Source organism: Thalassobacter sp., from assembly GCF_982993085.1.
This window is the reverse complement of sequence record NZ_CEZFMW010000019.1, coordinates 15780-35601: the sequence shown is the minus strand read 5'-3', so window position 1 is coordinate 35601 and position 19822 is coordinate 15780. Positions and strand designations below refer to the sequence as shown.

Sequence of the window (19822 nt, the reverse complement as noted above, 5' to 3'; positions counted from 1 at the left end):
TGTCGCGCAGGTCCCATCGGGTCTGCGCAAAGTGCTGCACCTGAACTGGGCGCTGGTCGTGTTGATTGCGGCCGTTGTGGCAATTGGTGTGATGCAGCTGTACTCCGTAGCCGGGGGGTCTTGGAGCCCATGGGCCGAGCCGCAACTTAAACGATTTGGTCTAGGTCTTGCGGCAATGTTTATCGTCGCGATGATCCCCATCTGGCTTTGGCGCAATCTGTCTGCGCTGTTGTTCGCGATCTCAATCGCGCTGCTTTTGGCGGTGGAATTCGTGGGGGTCGTGGGCATGGGCGCGCAGCGGTGGATCGACCTTGGGTTCATGCGACTGCAACCATCCGAGCTTACGAAGATTACGTTGGTCATGATGTTGGCAGCCTATTACGACTGGCTTCCGGCCGAAAAAGCCTCACGGCCGATTTGGGTCATGATCCCAGTGGCTCTGATCCTGCTGCCGGTCATGCTTACGCTTATGCAGCCCGACCTTGGTACCGCGATTTTGCTGCTGGCCGGCGGCGGGGCGATGATGTTTTTCGCGGGCGTCCACTGGGCCTATTTTGCGACGGTGATCGCGGCCGGCGTGGGACTGGTGACTGCGGTTCTACAATCCAAAGGCACCAGTTGGCAGATCCTGAAGGACTACCAATATCGCCGGATCGACACCTTTCTTGACCCCGAAACCGACCCTTTGGGCGCAGGCTATCACATCACTCAATCCAAGATTGCGCTTGGTTCTGGTGGGTGGACCGGGCGTGGCTATATGCAAGGCACGCAATCACGGCTGAATTTTCTGCCCGAAAAGCACACGGATTTTATCTTTACCACGCTGGCTGAAGAGTTCGGCTTTATCGGCGCGCTGTCCCTGCTGACGCTTTATACGCTGATCATCGTATTCTGCGTCATCTCAGCGTTACGCAACCGAGACCGGTTTTCGTCTCTTGTGACACTCGGCATCGCGGTGACGTTCTTTTTGTTCTTTGCGGTAAATATGTCGATGGTCATGGGCTTGGCTCCGGTCGTCGGCGTGCCTTTGCCACTTGTCAGTTATGGCGGCTCCGCCATGCTGGTTCTTATGGTCGGCTTTGGGGTCGTCCAATCCGCACATATCCATCGACCAAGGACCCGTAATGGTTAATATTCTCTTTGCTGACCGCCCTGAAATGTGGTCGGACTACGCCCCCCATTTGCGCCGAGCCCTAGATGCTGAGGGCCTGACGGATGCCGTCATCGCGCCCGAAATGACCCCGCAAGACGTAGATTACATCGTTTATGCCCCCTCCAGCTTTGTCCAAGATTTTCGGCCCTATACGCGGTTAAAAGGGGTCATGAACCTATGGGCAGGCGTCGAGGATGTCATCGGGAACAAGACGCTAACCGCGCCTTTGATGCGCATGGTCGATCCAGGGTTAACCGATGGCATGGTGCAATGGGTGCTGGCCCACACGCTCCGGCACCACATGGACATCGATACCCATATCCACGGCCAAGACGGTCAGTGGCGGTCTGGCCGGGCGATGACCCCGCTGATGTCCCGGCGCAAGGTGGGCATTTTGGGCTTGGGTGAATTGGGCGGGGCCTGCGGCGCAGCCCTCGCGGGGCTCGGCTTTCAGGTTATGGGCTGGAGCCGGTCCGCCAAAAACGTGCCCGGTGTGACCAACTACACAGGAGAGGAAGGCTTGAACGAGGTTTTGAGCCACTCTGAAATCCTCATCCTTCTGACGCCTCTGACCTCCAAAACCGAAAATCTGTTAAACGCCGAACGGCTCAGCCTATTGCCCAAAGGGGCCTATGTGCTGAACCCGGGGCGTGGCGGGTTGATCGATGATAAAGCCCTTCTGGCGGCTCTGGACAGTGGTGCAATTGCGCACGCCACGCTTGATACCTTCCGGGTCGAGCCCTTGCCACCAGAGCACGCGTATTGGCGTCACCCCCGCGTGACCGTCACGCCGCACATCGCAAGCGAGACTCGTTCCGATACTGCATCAGAGCAGATCGCAGCCAATATCGCACGAAATGAGCGCGGCGAGCCGTTTCTACACGTTGTGGACAGAACAGACCTTTGACGTAGATTCGCCGCGTGTTGGCCCCGGCTTGCACGCTTGTGCCTTGGATAGGGTCAAACTGTTGCACGCCTGTGGCCGATTGGGCATGGGCGGCGCGACAGTGATTACCATAAGCGCGCATTGTGATCGAAACCTATTGTTTCTTTGACAGAACTTGAGAAAATAACGCGCTAAAGGCGATACTAGGGACACAACGGTGGGGGCCGTCACGCTGAAAGCCTGCCATGAATTCCGTCTTCAGGTCCTCCACATCTATACGCCCCTCACAGAAGGAAGCGGCAGGTAGACCTCGCGCCTCATTCGATCTGTCTTGGCTAAATGCACAAGGGCACCCCGAATGGGAAACCCGGATGCTACCTGTATCAGAAGTGATAGAGGCGGCTGTCTCCAGTCTGGCAAGAGGCACCCTGCTCAATACGCCTGAAGGCCAGATCGCGATTGAAGATTTGATCCCCGGCATGATGGTCAACACAGCTTTTGGCCCGCCGGCAAAGGTGCAATGGATCGGCTCTCATTGCTATGCAGAGGGCGCAGGACCCAGCACCCAGACGCGCGCTCCACTATACCGCGTCAGCGCCGAAGCCTTTGGTCATAATGCTCCTACCCATGATTTGATGCTGGCCCATGCCGCTGCGGTGCTATTGCGTACACCCGCGTGCCGCAAGCTGGTCGGTCAAGACATGGGCTTTGCGCCGATCACCGCCTTTGAGGATAGCTACAACGTCACCCGCATTTTGCCCGCCAGTGAGGTGACCGTCTACAACTTGGCGGTGCACAGCCATGAGGCCGTCATTGCAAACGGTCTGCCCATCGAGAGCTTCCACCCCTGCCGCAACGCGCATCATCTGCTGAACCAAGACAGCCTGCGTGAACTGGCGCGGCTGTTCCCGCACCTCAGTGCACGCAACGGATTTGGACCGCAGCGCATCGCACATCTATCTGTGTCAGAAGCTCGTAATCTTGAGGTCTTTTAGCGTGTCGTGTGCTTAGGCTATTTGCTCAAGCCGCTGTTCTAGTACGTCGAACGGAACGCCCGGCTCATCCTTGGCCCCACGGATTACCAGTGAGGTTTTGACGCTCGCCACATTTTCTGCAGATGTCAGCTGCCCAGTCAAAAAGCTTTGAAAGCTCGACAAATCCGGTGCCACGCATTTCAGGATAAAATCGATCTCACCGTTCAGCATATGACACTCACGCACCAGTGGCCAATCGGCACATTTTGCCTCAAACGCGCTCAGGTCTGTTTCGGCCTGCGAATGCAGCCCTACCATGGCGAACACCTGCACCTCAAAACCCAGCGCGCGCGCGTCCACGTCGGCATGAAAACCACGGATGTAACCCGCTTCCTCAAGGCTACGAACACGACGCAAACAGGGGGGCGCACTGATGCCCACACGCTTGGCCAACTCGACATTGGTCATGCGCCCGTCGGCCTGAAGCTCTGCTAGAATCATTCTATCGATTGGATCTAATTTTGATATAGCCACGGTCCGGTGTCCTCCACGCCTCGATTTTCATATCTTACATTGCGCACCAGACATGCGCAACAATGTTTCACTTCAGCGCAAGAAATGCGAAGCTCTAATCGAGGCCTTCCATCCCTCGCTCGCGCCGCTTATATCGGGCTGCCAGCGTATTTTCAGGAGGCCGCGCGCCGATGTCCGACACCTCGCCCCAAACCCGCCACACCCGCGTTTTAATCATCGGCTCAGGCCCCGCAGGCTACACGGCGGCCGTTTACGCCTCGCGCGCGATGTTAGAGCCTGTGTTGATACAAGGCATCCAACCCGGCGGGCAGCTGACCATCACGACCGAGGTGGAAAATTGGCCCGGCGAGACCGAAATTCAAGGCCCTGACTTGATGGTGAATATGGAGGCCCACGCCCGCGCTGTTGGCACCGAAATCATTGCCGACTACATCGCGAGCATTGACCTGTCCAAGCGCCCATTCACCGCCCAATCCGACAGCGGCACGATCTATACTGCCGATGCTGTGATCCTGTGCACTGGCGCTCAAGCCAAGTGGCTAGGCCTGCCCTCCGAAGAGAAATTCAAGGGATTTGGCGTTTCGGCCTGCGCCACCTGCGACGGCTTTTTCTATCGCGGCCAAGAGGTTGTGGTCATCGGCGGCGGGAACACCGCCGTTGAGGAAGCTCTGTTTCTTACGAACTTCGCATCCAAGGTGACGCTGATCCACCGTCGCGACACGCTGCGTTCCGAGAAAATCCTGCAAGACCGACTGTTCAAGAACCCAAAAGTCGAGGTTCTTTGGAACCACTCGGTTGATGAAGTCATCGGATCTGAGACGCCTCTCGGCGTTGAGGGCGTGAAAGCTCGCCATGTGGGCACCGGTGAGGTAACCGAAGTGCCTTGCAAAGGCTTCTTTGTCGCCATCGGCCATGCGCCAGCGTCCGAACTGGTCAAAGATCAGCTCGAGACACACATGGGCGGGTACGTCGTCACCAAACCCGACAGCACAGCGACCTCAATCCCAGGCGTATTTGCGGCAGGTGATCTGACAGACCACATCTATCGCCAAGCCGTCACCAGCGCCGGAATGGGCTGCATGGCCGCTCTTGAGGCGGAGAAGTTCTTGGCAGAAGAAGAGAGCTAGAGATTCTTTTATGACCGCACCCATTCGGGGGCAAATCCGCACAGACATTCCGGCCGCATCAATCGTTTAGAAGGCGCCGGATTTCGCCAAGGAAGTGAACGATGATCGCTTTGCCCATAGGCGTCTTGTCTGCGTAGACGCTGATGTGCTTTTGGTGAATAGCCGTGAAAGCTACCCTTTACCTACGCTGCTTCCGAATTGCAGGACTGCCCATCTTACCCTCGAAGTAGTATCTCGCCCTTGAAAAGGACGGAGGGCTACCCAAGAAGGCTTACCCTCAGATTGCATTGTTCCGATTGATATTTACAATCCAGAAGCAGCGATCGATCTCATGATGAAAGCCATCAAGGAAGACCTCTGATGCAAACGGCGCGAAGCGATTTCTGAGGCGCGAGTCTGGCCTATCCCGAACTGAGGGCGCCCCTTTTCCCAAAGCCCTGCGAAACGATACCAAACCCAAGAAAATTGCCGCATTGATGTCGATTTCTCTTTGAGTTTTGAAAAGTCTATGAAATGCGTTCACCATTGAACACATTTCATAGAGTCCATTTTGACAACCCCTTTTCAAAATATGCATGCTGACGACGATCTACGTTTTCGCCTTCTGCGACAACTTGATGTTGCGCCCGGACAATCGCAGCGAACGACGGCTGAAGCGTTGGGCATCTCGCTTGGGCGGCTCAACACCCTGCTCCGCGCCCTGAGCGCAGAGGATTTGATCACTATTTCTGATAGACCCGGCCCCGACAAACGGGCCCGGTTCAACTACACCCTCACGACCAAAGGCGCAGCGACCAAAGCGCGCCTTGCGGATCACTTCCTAGCGCGCAAGCGCGCCGAATATCACGCTCTGCATGTCGAACTATCCGGCTCCGGCAGCAGCTTTCTTCCTCCTCTCAATAGGACATTTCCAATGAATTCCAATCTGACCCCGATTCAAGAACTGTATGTTAGCCAAGACAGCGCGCAGAAACTGAAAGTAGATGCCGGAGACCTGCCCAGTTGGGACCTGACCCCGCGCCAGATTTGCGATCTTGAGCTATTGATGAACGGCGGCTTCAGCCCGCTCAAAGGGTTTCTGAGCCAAGAAGATTACACCTCCGTCGTGGAAAATATGCGCCTAGCGGATGGAACACTTTGGCCCATGCCGATCACCCTAGATGTGTCCGAGGCATTTGCCGAAGGCATTGAGGCTGGGCAAGACATTGCCCTGCGCGACCAAGAAGGCGTGATCCTTGCGATCCTTTCGATTTCAGATGCGTATCGACCCAACAAAGCCCGTGAAGCAGAGATGGTTTTTGGCGCAGACGATCTGGCCCACCCGGCAGTCAACTATCTGCACAACACGGCGGGGCCCGTCTATTTGGGCGGCGCAATCACGGGCATTCAACCGCCCACTCACTACGATTTCCGCGCACGCCGCGACACACCCAACGAAATGCGCGCATACTTCCGCAAGCTGGGCTGGCGCCGCATCGTTGCCTTCCAAACGCGCAACCCATTACACCGCGCCCACCAAGAATTGACGTTCCGCGCGGCTCGTGAGGCGCAAGCAAACCTGCTGCTGCACCCCGTTGTTGGGATGACCAAACCCGGCGATGTGGATCACTTCACGCGCGTACGCTGCTATGAGGCGGTGCTGGACAAGTACCCGCAAGCGACCACATCCATGAGCCTTTTGAACCTTGCAATGCGCATGGCCGGCCCGCGCGAAGCGGTGTGGCACGGGCTGATCCGCGCCAACCACGGCTGCACGCACTTTATCGTTGGACGCGACCACGCAGGCCCAGGCAAAAACTCAGCCGGCGAAGATTTCTACGGCCCCTATGATGCGCAGGACCTATTCCGCGCCCATCAAGAAGAAATGGGCATCGAAATGGTCGACTTTAAGCACATGGTCTATGTGCAAGAGCGCGCCCAGTATGAACCCAGCGATGAGATCACCGACAAAGATGATGTAACCATCCTCAATATCTCGGGCACGGAACTGCGTCGCCGCCTGCGTGAAGGCCTTGAGATCCCAGAATGGTTCTCATTCCCTGAGGTTGTGAATGAATTGCGTCGCACATCACCACCCCGATCGCAGCAGGGCTTCACCGTGTTCTTCACCGGGCTTTCCGGCTCGGGCAAATCCACCATTGCCAACGCCATGATGGTCAAGCTGATGGAAATGGGCGGGCGCCCCGTGACGTTGCTAGATGGGGATATCGTACGCAAGAACCTGTCCTCGGAACTGGGTTTCAGCAAAGAACACCGAGATCTGAACATTCGCCGTATCGGTTATGTCGCAAGCGAAATCACCAAGAACGGCGGGATCGCGATCTGTGCGCCCATCGCACCCTACACCGCCACCCGGCGCGCCGTGCGCGAGGATATCGAACAGTTCGGTGCCTTTGTTGAAGTCCACGTCGCCACCGCACTAGCGGAATGTGAACGGCGGGATCGCAAGGGTCTGTATAAGCTGGCGCGGGAGGGCAAGATCAAGGAATTCACTGGGATCTCCGATCCCTATGAGGCACCCACCGCAGCCGAGTTGGTGGTCGATACTGAAGGGTACGAAGTGGACAATTGCGCCCAACAAGTTCTGCTTAAGCTGGAAAGCATGGGGTTGATCTCAGCCAAATAGGCTGCGCGCCCCAATCCCCAAAGACAGGCTATGGCGGGGACACCCCCGCCATACATCGATTTAGTGCACGCTCACCGGCGTAAGGTCATTCTGGCGAGCCAGTACAAATGCCAGTTTGCGGTCCCGAACCAACGCCAACTGCTGACCGTTGGGACGGTGCAAGGCATAGAGCGTCTCTACATCACCCGCTTCGGCACGCACAGCTTCGGGCAAATCCGCCACCTCAACCGGGCGGACGTATACCAGCGGCGCGTCACCCTCAGGGGCCTTAATGTCAAAATTCTCTGTCATATCCTTACCCTTTCTTGATCTTGATCGTTTGAACAACGGTCTCTGGCACCGAACGTTTCATATCCACGTGCAGCAACCCGTTCTCCATCGCGGCACCCGCAACTTCGACACCATCCGCCAACACGAATGATCGCTGGAATTGACGCGCCGCAATGCCACGGTGCAAAAACACGCGCCCCTCACTGTCGTCGGTCGAGCGCCCACGGATCACCCGCTGTTTGTCCTCAAGAGTGATCGACAGATCCTCTTCGGCAAAGCCAGCCACAGCCAACGTGATCCGAAATGCATTGTCGGACGTTTGTTCGATATTATAGGGCGGATATCCGTCGTTGCCGGATTTCGCGGTCCGCTCCACCAGCCGCTCTAGCTCATCAAAACCGAGCAAAAACGGATGAGTAGCCAAGGTAAGTTTCGTCATCAGGTAACCCTTCGAGAAGCGATTAACGCACGCAAAGGCCCGACACGCGGCACCCTGCGCATAGAATTAATATGGGATTGCATCGTCTTTGATGCAATGCCCCTTTGCTTGAGACCTAAAATGACGCTAAGAAAAGCTTTCACGTCACGTGACCTTGATGCCGATAGCTGCCACCCATGACGCCACAGCCTGACAAGATGACCCACGAAGAGGTCCTGCGTGTAAAACTAGAAGTTTTGCGCCGCGAGCATCGTGACCTTGATGTAGCCATTGACGCGTTAGGTGGGCAGGCCACGGCCGATCAGCTAACGCTCCGCCGGCTCAAGAAACAAAAGCTCCACCTAAAAGACCAGATCGCACGGGTCGAGGACGAGCTTACCCCCGATATTATCGCATAAAAGGACGGCGAAAATGACTACACCGCCTGTCGGTATCATCATGGGCAGCCAATCGGATTGGCCCACGATGAAGGAAGCCGCTTCTGTTTTGGATGATCTTGGCATCGCTTATGAGGCCCGCATTGTGTCGGCGCATCGCACGCCTGATCGTTTGTGGGACTATGGCCGCGAGGCTGTTGGCCGTGGCCTTCAGGTTATTATCGCTGGTGCCGGCGGGGCCGCGCATTTGCCCGGTATGATGGCGTCCAAAACGCGGGTCCCGGTGATCGGCGTACCGGTCCAGACCAAGGCGCTATCGGGGGTGGATAGCCTCTATTCTATCGTACAGATGCCCAAGGGCTATCCGGTGGCAACCATGGCAATCGGCGCGGCTGGTGCAGCCAACGCGGGCCTGATGGCAGCGGGCATTCTGGCGCTTCAAGACCCAGCATTGGCAGAACGGTTGGATGGGTGGCGCGCGGCACTTTCCGCATCAATCCCGCAGGAGCCGACCGATGAGTGATGCCCTCCCCGCTGGTAGCGTAATTGGTATTTTGGGCGGCGGGCAGTTGGGACGCATGCTGTCGGTTGCAGCCTCACGCCTGGGCTATCGGTGCCATATCTTTGAACCCGGTGCGCAGCCCCCTGCGGGCCATGTGGCCGAGCAGGTCACGACAGCCCCCTATGATGATCACGCCGCACTGCGCGCCTTTGCCGATGCCGTGGATGTCATTACCTATGAGTTCGAGAATATCCCAACAGCAGCACTGGATTTGTTGGAAACGCTCAAACCCATCCGGCCCGGACGTGCGGCACTTGCGGCGTCTCAGGACCGTTTGACAGAAAAGACATTCCTTCAAGAATTAGGCCTGCAAACTGCCCCGTTTGCAGATGTCAGCGATGCGGCGAGCCTTGATGCCGCGATTGCTGCGATCGGTGCGCCCGCGATCCTCAAGACCCGCACGTTGGGGTATGATGGTAAAGGTCAAGCGCGTCTCAAGACAGCGGATGATGCGGCCGATGCACTGGCGTCGATGGCCGGTGCACCAGCAATCCTTGAGGGATTTGTCGACTTCAGTCATGAGGTTTCGGTCATCGCGGCGCGAGGCCTTACTGGCGAAGTCGTCTGTTTTGACCCCGGCGAGAACGTCCACCGCGATGGCATTCTGCACACAACAACCGTTCCTGCCCGCCTCACCGGCAGCCAGCGAATGGACGCGGCACTGCTTGCGGGCAAAATTCTGACCTCGCTCGATTATGTTGGTGTTATGGGGGTTGAGCTGTTTGTGACCTCAGATGGGCTAATCGTGAACGAGATTGCCCCACGTGTGCACAACTCAGGTCACTGGACCCAAGCGGGCTGCGCTGTGGATCAGTTTGAGCAACACATTCGTGCGGTCGTCGGCCTGCCATTGGGCGATGGTCAGCGCCACGCCGATGTTGAAATGCTGAACCTGATCGGAGACGATGTCGCGGACTTGAAAGCGCAGATGCGCGCCACTCGCACTCAGGTCCACCTATACGGCAAGGCAGAGGCCAAGCCGGGCCGAAAAATGGGCCATGTGAACCGCATTATTGGCTAAAAGAAAAAGGGCACGCCCCGCAAAGGACGTGCCCGTGTTACTTCATAAAAATTACTTTTTACGAGCCGCCGCGCAACGGCACGACGCCCCTCGCTAAATTCCCTAAGCCCATGGATTTATTTTCCATGTCAGGGCCTCGGTGTGCCCCGAGCGGTCCTCACCGCCCGAAACGCTCTCCCTACAGGGGAGGGCTATGCGGTACTAAAATTCGTGTTTTTTGGTCCGCCTCGCAACACTTTTCGCGAAAGCGTACCTTATCGGCGACCCACTGTTTCGCAGCCAGCATTAACAAACGTTAACGACGGTTTTGTGTCAATACTGAAGAAAAATTGCCCAGCTACAGCCGAATCACCGAGATTAAGCGCCCATAGTCGGCCTCACCCTCATGGGTGGCCCGGCGATAGGAAAAGAACCGCGAGGGGTCTGAATAGGTGCAATGCTGCGTCCATTCCGCAGCCGCAACACCAAGCGCGCGCAGACGCGACAGCCCGTAACCCGGCAGATCAAAAAGGTACTTTTCCCCGGCCCCCTTGGCAAAGAACGTTGCGGCCTCAGGGGCCTGTTCCATAAAACGATCCAGAAATTCGGGGCCAACTTCGTAGGCAGACTGGCTGATCGATGGACCAATCGCGGCGCGGATATTGCCCGCCGTTGCGCCAAGGGCCTCCATTTTTGCGACGGTGGCTTCTAGCACGCCGCCAATGGCACCCTTCCACCCAGCATGGGCTGCTCCAATAACGCGTGCCTTCGGGTCATGAAATAGCACTGGCTGACAATCGGCTGTCAGGATCGACAGAGCAACGCCCGGTGTTGCAGTGACGATACCATCAGCTTCACCCAACGCACGGCCAGATCCAGTGACCGCCACGGCATCGCCAGAGTGAACCTGAAACACGCTTGCCAAGTCCGGCACGTCCATCGCCGCTGCCACCCGCGCACGGTTCAGCTTGACCGCGTCAGACATATCCGATGATCCGCTGCCGCAGTTCAGCCCCTGAAACACACCGGAGGATGCCCCGCCTTTGCGTGTGAAAAAACCATGCGGGACAGCGCCCAGCACTTCGGATTTAAGGATTTCGAGCCCCATCAAACGACCCCGCCCACTATACAAACCCCGGAGGAAACGGACCGCCCTTTGGTCCAAGGGCAATCGCTTTGAAAAGGTGACCCATTTCATCCGGATGGGTCAAGCGCCGGTGAGCCGCAATATGCGCATCTAGTGCAGCACCCGTTAAACTCTTGGCCAGCGTTTGCGCGCGGGACGTGATGCCCAAACGCTCTAACAGAATGCCTTGGGGAACCATCGCGCTCACCTGCTTTTGGGCCGCTTGTGCGATCGCCTCAAAATCGACATGCGCCGTCAGGTCGGCCGCACCGGGTGCCGCAAGGATCGGCTCTGGCGTGTGGGCGCGCAGAGCTTGGACCGTATCACCCAACGAGTGCCAATCACCATAATCCACAATGATCGCACAGCCGCCATTAGCCACGCGGGTCGCGACCTCGGCGATGATGCCTGGCAGCGCGGGGCATACCTCAACGATATCGCCGGGCTGGGTATCGCTGTGTCGGTTGGGTATCGCACCGGGCGCAGGGCGCAGCGTCAGTTGCAGCGCGCCGCCCGCATCAAGGCCCACACAAACTTCGGCCCAATCCACCTTTTGTCGCTGAAACTGGCGAACCGGCAGCGCATCAAAAAATTCATTGGCCAATAGAAACAGCGGTGCATCCGCAGGGATTTGATCGACGCTGTCGACCCAGCGGGCATCCGGCACGCGCGTCGCCTGTGCGCGGCGCAATACCTCAGATGCCTCAACAAAGACAACTTGCGCTGCTTCAACAAAGCCGGGCACAGCCCGCCCCACACGCAACACATCCGCCATCAAGGTGCCACGTCCGGGACCAAGCTCCGCGAGGATAAATCGCGAAGGCTGCCCCTGATCCATCCAAGCCTGCGCCATGGACAGGCCAAGCATTTCGCCAAACATCTGACTGATTTCAGGCGCAGTCGTAAAATCACCCGCCGCACCAAACGGGTCACGCGTTGTGTAGTAGCCATGGGTCGGGTGCAGTAGGCATTCGGCCATATAGCTCGACATCGGGATAGGGCCGTCCGCACGGATGCGCGCGGCGAGGATATGGGTCAGGGGCGTGCTCATCGCCGCGCCGCCCACTTTGCAAGGGATACCCCGATCAGCAACATCGGTATCGACAACAGCTGCCCCATCGTAAGCCCCAAAAACACATGCCCCAGTGGATTATCCGGCGTGATGAACTGCGCATCAGGTTGGCGGAACCCTTCGACAATGACCCGGGCGGCCCCATAGCCAGCCACGAACAGCCCCATGATCAAGCCGGGTTTATGAAAACCCCGCAGCCGCAGCGCCACAAAAACAAGCAGGGCGAACAGGGCAAACCCCTCAAGCCCCGCTTGGTACAGTTGCGACGGATGGCGGACACAAGGCTCGCCACAGGATTGGGCCGCCGCACCCGGAAAAATCACACCCCATGCGACCACGGTCGGTCGGCCCCATAGCTCGGCATTAATAAAGTTCGCAAGCCGCCCCAGCATCAGCCCAATAGGCACCGAAATCGCGATCAGATCGCCTGTACTCAGCCACGGCAAACCATTGCGACGGACAAATATAATAGCCGCGACAACCACACCAAGGAAGCCGCCATGAAACGCCATCCCCCCCTGCCAAACCATCAGGATTTCAGCCGGATGGGCAAGGTAGTAGGCAGGCTGGTAGAACAGCACAAACCCGAGCCGCCCCCCAAGAACCACCCCCAGAACCGCCCACGTCATGAAATCTTCGACTTGCGCAGACGTCATAGGCGCCTGACCCGCAGGCCACAGCCCCGGCCGCTGTACCAGCCACCGTGCAAATGCCCACGCAAAACCCAGCCCAGCGATATACGCCAACGCATACCAGCGGAGCGAAAATTCAAACGTCCCCAGCGACAGCGTGAAAATCTCGGGCGAAAGGTTTGGGAAGGGAATAGCGTTTATCATAGTCGATGGATCAGCCGCCCGTCACCGGATGTCAACGGGTGCGACAGCAACAAGGTTGCGAGCCAGCCTCGCGCAGCCCATATAAGGAGCCAGCACATAGCCAAAAGGGGCCCCCATGCAAACGCGCAACAAAATCTTTGACGACCTTGGCCAATTGATGACGAACGCCATGGGCGTGGCTCAGGGCGCCAAGGATGAGGCTGAGACAGCGATGAAATCCTTGATGGACCGCTGGCTTGCGGATCGTGATTTCGTCACTCGCGAAGAATTCGATGCCGTGCGTACCATGGCGCAGAAAGCCCGCGAAGAGAACGCCGCTCTTTTGGCGCGCCTTGAGGCTTTGGAAAGCGATAATAACAAGTAGTAGCGGTCGGCTCTTCCATTTCCGCAAGAAGTGGTATCTGTTGACGTTATGGAAGGTTACGCTTTTGAATTTGCACAGGCGCAGCTGACGGCCTTGCCGTCAGGCGCACTTTGGTGGCACGGCCGCCAATGTTTAATTGTCTCGGATCTGCATTTGGGCAAGTCCGAACGTATTGCACGGCGCGGCGGCAGCCTGTTGCCGCCCTATGAAACCACAGACACCCTTACCCGGCTTGATCATGACATCATGACAACGGGCGCACGCATTGTGGTGTGTCTGGGGGATACCTTTGACGACATGGACTCAGAGCAGGCCCTGTCAGAGGAACATCGCACGTGGATTGAACGGCTGATGGCCGGGCGACGCTGGGTTTGGATTGCGGGCAACCACGACCCTGCCCCCCTCGAACTTGGCGGCACACATCTGGATGCCTTTTACGAGCCGCCCCTGATCTTTCGCCATATTGCGACAGGGGGCGCTCGGGGAGAGGTGTCGGGGCATTACCACCCCAAAGCGCGTGTAGCCTTGCAAGGTCGCAGCCTATCGCGGCCCTGTTTTCTACGGGATGAAATGCGCCTGATACTGCCAGCTTATGGCACGTATACGGGCGGGCTGCGGTCAAGCGATGCGGCACTTTCTACGATGATGGAGCCAAAGGCCACCGCCATCCTGACCGGCACACCGATGGTCGAAATTCCGATGCCGCGGGGCGCAGCACCTGCAGCGCCCCTGCGACATTCGCTAGCGCAACCGCGCTAGGCCGTCAGGCCTTCGGGCGCTGGCAGGCCATTGGCACGGCAGCACGCCGTCAACGTATTGGCCAGCAGGCACGCAATGGTCATTGGGCCGACACCACCGGGCACGGGCGTGATAGCACCCGCAACTTCAGCGCAGCTTTCGTAATGCACATCCCCCACAAGGCGCGTTTTTCCTTCGCCCTTTTCGGGGGCAGGAATGCGGTTGATACCCACGTCAATGACCGTCGCACCGGGTTTGATCCAATCACCTGGGACCATCTCAGCACGACCGACGGCTGCCACCACGATATCCGCGCGCTTGACCACCGCCGCCAAATCCTTTGTCCGCGAATGCGCGATGGTCACTGTGCAACTATCGCCCAGCAATAACTGCGCCATCGGCTTGCCCACAATGTTGGAGCGGCCCACCACAACAGCGTCCATACCGCTGAGCGAACCGTGATAGTCACGCAACATCATCAGGCATCCTAGCGGCGTGCAGGGGACCATCGCGTCTTGGCCCGTGCCCAGCAGCCCAACATTTGAGATGTGGAACCCATCGACATCCTTGGCCGGATCAATCGAGTTGATCACCAGATCAGAGTCAAGGTGATCGGGCAGTGGCAGCTGCACAAGGATGCCATGAATTTCGGCATCTGCGTTCAGCTCTGCGATCAGGCTGAGCAAGGTATCTTCGGGAGTATCAGCAGGCAGGCGATGCTCAACCGAGGTCATGCCGACCTCGACCGTCATTTTGCCTTTGGACTTTACGTAAACTTGGCTCGCAGGGTCTTCGCCCACCAGAACCACGGCAAGGCCCGGCTTGATCCCGTGATCCGCGCGCAATTGCGCCACGTGATCGGCCACTTGTCCGCGCACTTTGGCGGCAAACGCCTTTCCATCGATGATCTGCGCCATGTTAACGCCTCCTTAACATATTGTTTGCCAACACTCAGGTGTGCGGCGCTTTGTGGAAACCCATAGGGCGCGCTGCGCATCGCAGCCATGTGTCATATGACGCCATGGACCAAGAAACCGGGCGGATGGTCTGAGTACTGAGTAATCTTGTTGCCCGCCCGGTGTTGACCCTTGGATGGTTTATGCCCCTAGAACAGGCCTTCGATTTGGCCTGCCTCATTCAGGTGAATGGCTTCAGCGGAGGGCACGCGGGGCAGGCCCGGCATGGTCATGATCTCACCGCAAACAACCACGACAAACCCGGCCCCCGCACTCAGACGGACTTCACGCACAGGCACCGAATGGCCTGTCGGCGCGCCGCGCTGGGTCGGATCGGTTGAGAAGCTGTACTGCGTCTTGGCCATGCAGATCGGCAGATGACCATAGCCCTGCTCTTCCCACAGACGCAGCTGGTCGCGGATCTTCTTGTCTGCAATCACGTCGTCCGCACGATAGATGCCTTTGGCGATGCGCTCGATCTTTTCAAACAAGCTCAGCTCATCGGCGTAAAGCGGGGCGAATTGGCTCACGCCACTGTCTGCGATTTCCGCAACGCGTGTCGCCAATTCTGCGGACCCTTCCGAGCCCAGTTCCCAGTGACGCGACAAGATCGCCTCGGACCCTTGGCTGACCACATAGTCTTTGACGGCCTGCACCTCGGCGTCCGTGTCTGTGACAAAGTGGTTGATCGCCACGACAACCGGCACACCGAAGCTTTTGAGGTTGCCGATGTGGCGGCCAAGGTTCGCACAACCAGCTTTCACGGCGTCCACGTTTTCGGCGCCCAGATCGGCTTTGGCCACGCCACCGTTCATTTTCATCGCGCGCACTGTCGCGACCAACACCACACAGTCGGGCGCGAGGCCCGCTTTGCGGCACTTGATATTCATGAACTTCTCAGCACCTAGGTCGGCCCCAAAGCCCGCCTCTGTCACAACATAGTCCGCCGTCTTCAGCGCCGTGGTCGTTGCAATCACCGAGTTACAGCCGTGCGCAATGTTGGCGAATGGGCCGCCATGCACAAATGCCGGGTTGTTTTCGAGCGTTTGCACCAAGTTGGGCTGCATCGCGTCCTTCAACAGCACGCTCATCGCGCCCTGTGCCTTGATATCGCGGCAGAACACGGGCGTGCGGTCGCGGCGATAGGCCACGATCATATCGCCCAAACGCTTTTCAAGATCAGCAAGATCGGTCGCAAGACACAGGATTGCCATAACCTCAGACGCCACGGTGATGTCAAAGCCAGCTTCGCGAGGGAAACCGTTGGCCACGCCACCCAGCGACGCTGTGATCTGACGCAGCGCGCGGTCGTTCATGTCCACAACGCGTTTCCAAACCACGCGACGAATGTCGATTTCGAGCTCATTGCCCCAATAGATGTGGTTGTCGATCATCGCGCTCAACAGCGAGTGCGCCGAGGTGATCGCGTGGAAATCGCCAGTGAAGTGGAGGTTCATATCCTCCATCGGAACGATCTGCGCGTAGCCGCCGCCAGCAGCGCCACCCTTCATCCCAAAGTTCGGCCCAAGCGAGGCTTCGCGGATGCAAACAGCGGCCTTTTTGCCGATGCGGTTCAGCCCATCGCCCAGACCCACAGTTGTTGTCGTCTTGCCCTCACCTGCGGGGGTGGGGTTGATCGCGGTCACGAGGATCAGTTTGCCGTTAGGCTTGTCCTTGACGCTTTCGATGAAGGCTTGGCTCACTTTGGCTTTGTCATGGCCGTAGGGCAGCAAATCCGCCGTGTCGATGCCCAGCTTCGCGCCGATCTCTTGGATGGGCTGCTTCGACGCCTCGCGGGCAATCTCGATATCGGTCTTATAGCTCATGCTGCTCTCCCTGCATGCACCCGTGGCCGTAAAATTCGCCACAGTTTTCATGTATACTTCGGCATATAGAGACGCGTCAGTGCCCACCGTGGTGCATTTCCGACAAAACGGGCATCGGAATCGTCCACAGAGGAAACAGACGTTTCAGATCGGAAACCCAGCGAACGGTGCTGTGCCGTAAACGCTTTGTTAACCGCTCAGGGGAATCTTCAACATCATTAAGCGGAGAGCTCCCATGAACATTGAAACCCTCTATCTACATTCTGGATTTTTGCTATTGGCCTGCGGCATCGTCGTCAGCCTACTGACGTCAACCGCCTAGAGCTCATCGCCGGTATAGGCCCATGCACGCTGGTCCGGTACATGAACGGTAACACTATCGCCGACGCAGGCCGTGCCCTCACGTTCGACCCATGCAGTCACACCGCGCAGGCCCTTTGCCGCGGCCTTGAACGCGCGGCCCTTACCCGGATGTGGCACATCAATTTCAGCCGCTGGTAAGTGGCATGGGCGGTTTTGCATATCCACCGTCAGAGTCGCGCCGTTTGCGATTTGCAATCGGCTCGATGGCGGCAAGTGGCTGAAATCAGGGATGCCCTCAATCACCATCGTCGCCCCAACCAACCAAGGGTCCAAAGCATCTACGTCCATTGCCGCCGCGATCTGCGCCAACTCCTCAGCAGAAACGATCGAGAGTTGCCGTGTGTTCCTAATCTCAGTGCCTCTGGGGTACTGAGAGATCACCCGACTACATGACGGACGCGTCAGCCCACCGTGATCCTCTCCCGCAGGGCCTGCAAAAGACAGAACCATTTCGGCCTGCGCGATTGATGCCAAAGCCGCAGTCCGATCCCGGACATGGCCCAGCCATAAGATCTGGCCAGTTAGGTTCAGCGGTTTGAGTGCCGGCATCGTCGTCTCCTGTTTATGCGACCCATTTAGCCCTGGCTGCAGACAAAGAAAAACCCCCCACGCAAACGCGCAGGGGGTTTTGTGCAGAACACGCGTTAGGCCAATTTAAGCTGTCGGCTCTGGCTCCATGTCGCCGCCCGAAGGCTTGGACTTGGGCTTTGTCTTGGGGATCGCCGTAACGCTGGTCCCACCCGTGCTGTGATCTTCGTCATCGTCGCCACGGTTCAGAGGCTCGCCACGCATGACCTTTTTGATCTCAGGTCCCGTCAACGTCTCATACTCCAGCAAGCCCTGAGCGAGGTTTTCCCACTCATCCCGCTTTTCCGTAAGGATGCGTTTAGCGGTCTCATAACCGGTGTCGATGATCTCTTTGACCTTCTTATCGATGATCTGCTGGGTCGCTTGGCTGTGGTTTGTACCACCACCATAGTTGCCCAGATAGGACTGCTGCTCATTGGCATAGTCCACATGGCCCAACTCTTCGGCAAAGCCGAATTGAGTGACCATCGCACGCGCAATCTTGGATGACTGCTGAATGTCCGAGGTCGCACCCGATGTCACATTCTCGGGCCCAAACTTCAGCTCTTCCGCAACCTTACCCCCCATCGCCATCGCGATCTTGGAGGTGTACTTTTGCTTACTGACGGACAGTTGATCCCGCTCAGGCAACGACAGCACCAGACCCAGCGCGCGACCGCGTGGAATGATCGTGGCTTTGTGGATCGGATCGTGATCGGGCACGTACAGGCCGACCACCGCGTGACCCGCTTCGTGGTACGCCGTCAGTGCCTTTTCATCCTCGGTCATGACCATCGAGCGACGCTCTGCACCCATCATCACTTTGTCCTTGGCGGATTCGAAATCCTCCATTGTTACAAAGCGACGACCGACACGAGCCGCCATCAGAGCCGATTCGTTCACAAGGTTGGCCAAATCAGCCCCCGAAAACCCGGGCGTACCGCGTGCAATGATGCGCAGATCCACATCGGGGCCAAGCGGCACTTTGCGTGCGTGGACGCCAAGGATTTTCTCACGACCTTTGATGTCGGGATTGGGCACCTGCACCTGACGGTCAAACCGGCCAGGACGCAGCAGCGCGGGGTCCAAAACATCAGGGCGGTTGGTCGCGGCCACGATGATGATGCCTTCGTTGGCTTCAAAACCGTCCATCTCAACCAGAAGCTGGTTCAGCGTTTGCTCCCGCTCATCGTTGCCACCGCCGTAGCCTGCGCCACGGGACCGGCCCACGGCGTCAATCTCATCGATGAACACGATGCAGGGCGCATTCTTCTTCGCCTGCTCGAACATGTCGCGCACACGACTTGCGCCAACACCCACGAACATCTCCACAAAGTCAGAACCCGAGATGGTAAAGAACGGCACACCCGCCTCACCGGCCACGGCCCGTGCAAGCAGCGTCTTACCCGTACCGGGAGGGCCCACAAGCAGCGCGCCTTTGGGAATTTTCCCGCCCAAACGGCTGAATTTCTGAGGATTTCTGAGGAATTCTACGATCTCTTCGAGATCATCTTTCGCCTCATCAATGCCTGCCACATCGTCAAATGTCACGCGACCTTGCTTTTCGGTCAGCAGTTTCGCCTTGGATTTACCAAAGCCCATTGCCCCGCCTTTGCCGCCACCCTGCATCCGGTTCATAAAGAAAATCCAGATGCCGATCAGCACGAGGAACGGCAACCAAAGAGAGATCGCAGACATAAATCCGGACTGTTCTTGTGGCTCTGCACGGATGATGACCTCGTTATCCAAAAGCGTTTGAGTCACGTCCACATCAGCGGGCTTGATGGTCACTTGCTGCTGACCATCCGCGCCGCGGAACAAAATACGCTCACCGTCCAACGTGACAGAGTTCACTCCGCCGCCTTCGACCTGTGCGATAAAGTCCGAATAGGCTGCCGCACGGGCATTGGACGACGACTGCCCACCCGAGAACAGGTTGAACAAAGACAGGATCAGGACGAACAGAACGACCCAAAAGGCGATATTTCTCGCGTTACCCAAGGGGATACTCCTTCAAGTGTGGCGC

Annotated in this window: 20 protein-coding genes; 10 read left to right on the top strand and 10 right to left on the bottom strand. The window is 57.8% G+C overall.

Going from position 1 to position 19822, the window contains the following annotated elements:
• From rodA to AC4GMC_RS05075, 3 genes are all read left to right on the top strand, one after another.
• Positions 1 to 1132: rod shape-determining protein RodA (rodA, locus tag AC4GMC_RS05085; protein ID WP_488089462.1), on the top strand; the 1132-nt coding region annotated here is incomplete at its 5' end.
• The gene (locus tag AC4GMC_RS05080; RefSeq protein WP_487876770.1) at positions 1125 to 2060 is read left to right on the top strand and encodes a 2-hydroxyacid dehydrogenase; all 936 of its coding nucleotides are present in this window, start codon (positions 1125 to 1127) and stop codon (positions 2058 to 2060) included. The genes rodA and AC4GMC_RS05080, both read left to right, overlap by 8 nt.
• Positions 2061 to 2410: 350 nt before the next feature.
• Positions 2411 to 3034, top strand: coding sequence for a Hint domain-containing protein (locus tag AC4GMC_RS05075; protein WP_487876769.1), 624 nt, complete (start codon positions 2411 to 2413; stop codon positions 3032 to 3034).
• A gap of 12 nt (positions 3035 to 3046) precedes the next feature.
• Here AC4GMC_RS05075 and AC4GMC_RS05070 read toward each other — a convergent pair whose 3' ends face one another.
• Positions 3047 to 3547, bottom strand: coding sequence for an Lrp/AsnC family transcriptional regulator (locus tag AC4GMC_RS05070; RefSeq protein ID WP_487876768.1), 501 nt, complete (start codon positions 3545 to 3547; stop codon positions 3047 to 3049).
• Positions 3548 to 3717: 170 nt separating this feature from the next.
• Between AC4GMC_RS05070 and trxB the strand changes: the two genes are divergently transcribed.
• Entirely contained in the window at positions 3718 to 4674 is a 957-nt protein-coding gene (gene trxB / locus AC4GMC_RS05065) for a thioredoxin-disulfide reductase (RefSeq protein WP_487876767.1), read from the top strand.
• 571 nt (positions 4675 to 5245) lie between these two features.
• On the top strand, positions 5246 to 7300 hold the full coding sequence (locus AC4GMC_RS05060) for a bifunctional sulfate adenylyltransferase/adenylylsulfate kinase (protein WP_487876779.1): 2055 nt from the start codon (positions 5246 to 5248) through the stop codon (positions 7298 to 7300).
• A 60-nt stretch (positions 7301 to 7360) separates the two neighbouring features.
• Here AC4GMC_RS05060 and AC4GMC_RS05055 read toward each other — a convergent pair whose 3' ends face one another.
• Together AC4GMC_RS05055 and AC4GMC_RS05050 are read right to left on the bottom strand one after the other, a co-directional pair.
• On the bottom strand, positions 7361 to 7591 hold the full coding sequence (locus tag AC4GMC_RS05055) for a DUF1150 family protein (protein WP_487876766.1): 231 nt from the start codon (positions 7589 to 7591) through the stop codon (positions 7361 to 7363).
• A 4-nt stretch (positions 7592 to 7595) separates the two neighbouring features.
• Positions 7596 to 8009, bottom strand: a complete 414-nt coding sequence (locus AC4GMC_RS05050; protein ID WP_487876765.1) for an Hsp20 family protein — start codon at positions 8007 to 8009, stop codon at positions 7596 to 7598.
• 176 nt (positions 8010 to 8185) lie between these two features.
• Here AC4GMC_RS05050 and AC4GMC_RS05045 point away from each other — a divergent pair, with 176 nt between their 5' ends.
• The 3 genes from AC4GMC_RS05045 to AC4GMC_RS05035 are packed head-to-tail and all read left to right on the top strand — an operon-like array spanning position 8186 to position 9969.
• Positions 8186 to 8407 (top strand): YdcH family protein, encoded by a 222-nt coding sequence (locus tag AC4GMC_RS05045; protein ID WP_038004456.1) that lies wholly within the window; start codon positions 8186 to 8188, stop codon positions 8405 to 8407.
• A 13-nt stretch (positions 8408 to 8420) separates the two neighbouring features.
• Complete coding sequence (gene purE / locus AC4GMC_RS05040) at positions 8421 to 8909, top strand: 5-(carboxyamino)imidazole ribonucleotide mutase (RefSeq protein WP_487879199.1); 489 nt, start codon at positions 8421 to 8423, stop codon at positions 8907 to 8909.
• Positions 8902 to 9969 carry a 5-(carboxyamino)imidazole ribonucleotide synthase gene (locus AC4GMC_RS05035; protein WP_487879200.1) on the top strand — a complete coding sequence of 356 codons (1068 nt, stop codon included), beginning with the start codon at positions 8902 to 8904 and terminating at the stop codon, positions 9967 to 9969. Before purE ends, AC4GMC_RS05035 begins: the two co-directional genes overlap by 8 nt.
• Before the next feature lie 337 nt (positions 9970 to 10306).
• Here AC4GMC_RS05035 and pgeF read toward each other — a convergent pair whose 3' ends face one another.
• The 3 genes from pgeF to lgt are packed head-to-tail and all read right to left on the bottom strand — an operon-like array spanning position 10307 to position 12982.
• Positions 10307 to 11056, bottom strand: a complete 750-nt coding sequence (pgeF, locus tag AC4GMC_RS05030) for a peptidoglycan editing factor PgeF (RefSeq protein WP_487878584.1) — start codon at positions 11054 to 11056, stop codon at positions 10307 to 10309.
• A gap of 16 nt (positions 11057 to 11072) precedes the next feature.
• The gene (locus AC4GMC_RS05025) at positions 11073 to 12125 is read right to left on the bottom strand and encodes a class I SAM-dependent methyltransferase (RefSeq protein ID WP_487878585.1); all 1053 of its coding nucleotides are present in this window, start codon (positions 12123 to 12125) and stop codon (positions 11073 to 11075) included.
• Positions 12122 to 12982 (bottom strand): prolipoprotein diacylglyceryl transferase, encoded by an 861-nt coding sequence (lgt, locus tag AC4GMC_RS05020; RefSeq protein ID WP_487878586.1) that lies wholly within the window; start codon positions 12980 to 12982, stop codon positions 12122 to 12124. The genes AC4GMC_RS05025 and lgt overlap by 4 nt, the downstream gene beginning before the upstream one ends.
• 115 nt (positions 12983 to 13097) lie before the next feature.
• On the opposite strand from lgt, the gene AC4GMC_RS05015 reads away from it, so the two are divergent.
• Positions 13098 to 13346, top strand: coding sequence for an accessory factor UbiK family protein (locus tag AC4GMC_RS05015; protein ID WP_038004448.1), 249 nt, complete (start codon positions 13098 to 13100; stop codon positions 13344 to 13346).
• A gap of 48 nt (positions 13347 to 13394) precedes the next feature.
• Complete coding sequence (gene pdeM, locus AC4GMC_RS05010; RefSeq protein WP_487878574.1) at positions 13395 to 14105, top strand: ligase-associated DNA damage response endonuclease PdeM; 711 nt, start codon at positions 13395 to 13397, stop codon at positions 14103 to 14105.
• On the opposite strand, the gene folD is transcribed toward pdeM, so the two are convergent.
• From folD to ftsH, 4 genes are all read right to left on the bottom strand, one after another.
• Positions 14102 to 15001, bottom strand: a complete 900-nt coding sequence (folD, locus tag AC4GMC_RS05005) for a bifunctional methylenetetrahydrofolate dehydrogenase/methenyltetrahydrofolate cyclohydrolase FolD (protein ID WP_038004443.1) — start codon at positions 14999 to 15001, stop codon at positions 14102 to 14104. The genes pdeM and folD overlap by 4 nt on opposite strands.
• Positions 15002 to 15189: 188 nt before the next feature.
• On the bottom strand, positions 15190 to 16866 hold the full coding sequence (locus AC4GMC_RS05000; RefSeq protein ID WP_487879201.1) for a formate--tetrahydrofolate ligase: 1677 nt from the start codon (positions 16864 to 16866) through the stop codon (positions 15190 to 15192).
• Between the two features lie 318 nt (positions 16867 to 17184).
• Entirely contained in the window at positions 17185 to 17778 is a 594-nt protein-coding gene (locus AC4GMC_RS04995; protein WP_487879202.1) for an MOSC domain-containing protein, read from the bottom strand.
• 105 nt (positions 17779 to 17883) lie between these two features.
• Positions 17884 to 19797 (bottom strand): ATP-dependent zinc metalloprotease FtsH, encoded by a 1914-nt coding sequence (gene ftsH, locus AC4GMC_RS04990; RefSeq protein ID WP_487880358.1) that lies wholly within the window; start codon positions 19795 to 19797, stop codon positions 17884 to 17886.
• Between the last annotated feature and the right edge of the window lie 25 nt (positions 19798 to 19822).